Source organism: Cupriavidus sp. SIMBA_020, from assembly GCF_046535395.1.
GTDB classification, from domain to species: domain Bacteria; phylum Pseudomonadota; class Gammaproteobacteria; order Burkholderiales; family Burkholderiaceae; genus Cupriavidus; species Cupriavidus campinensis.
The window spans coordinates 1-294 of the sequence record NZ_JAWRWU010000334.1 but is presented as its reverse complement, the minus strand read 5'-3'; the positions used below and the strand labels follow the sequence as shown (position 1 = coordinate 294).

Genomic DNA, 294 nt, shown 5'->3' with positions numbered 1-294 from the left:
CGCTACGGCTGGCAGAGCGCTTTCGCCGTGACGGGTGCGTTGGGTTTCGTGTGGGCGGCGGTCTGGTTCGCGCTGTATCGCTCGCCGGCCGATCATCCGCGTATTTCGCCGAAAGAACGCGACAAGATTCTCGACGGCCAGTCGCCGGTTGCGTTGTCGGGCGAGGGCGGGCATCGCGTGCGCAAGGTGCTCGGCACGCGGCGTTTCTGGGCCATCGCGCAGGCGCGTTTCTTCGCCGAGCCGGCATGGCAGACCTTCAGTTTCTGGATTCCGCTCTATCTCGCCACCGAACGC

The 294-nt window shown here is 66.0% G+C and carries 1 protein-coding gene; it reads left to right on the top strand.

The genetic code is table 11. The features are described from left to right. Positions 1-294 (top strand): MFS transporter (locus SB751_RS29465; protein WP_410748960.1); only part of this gene is annotated, 294 nt, incomplete at both ends.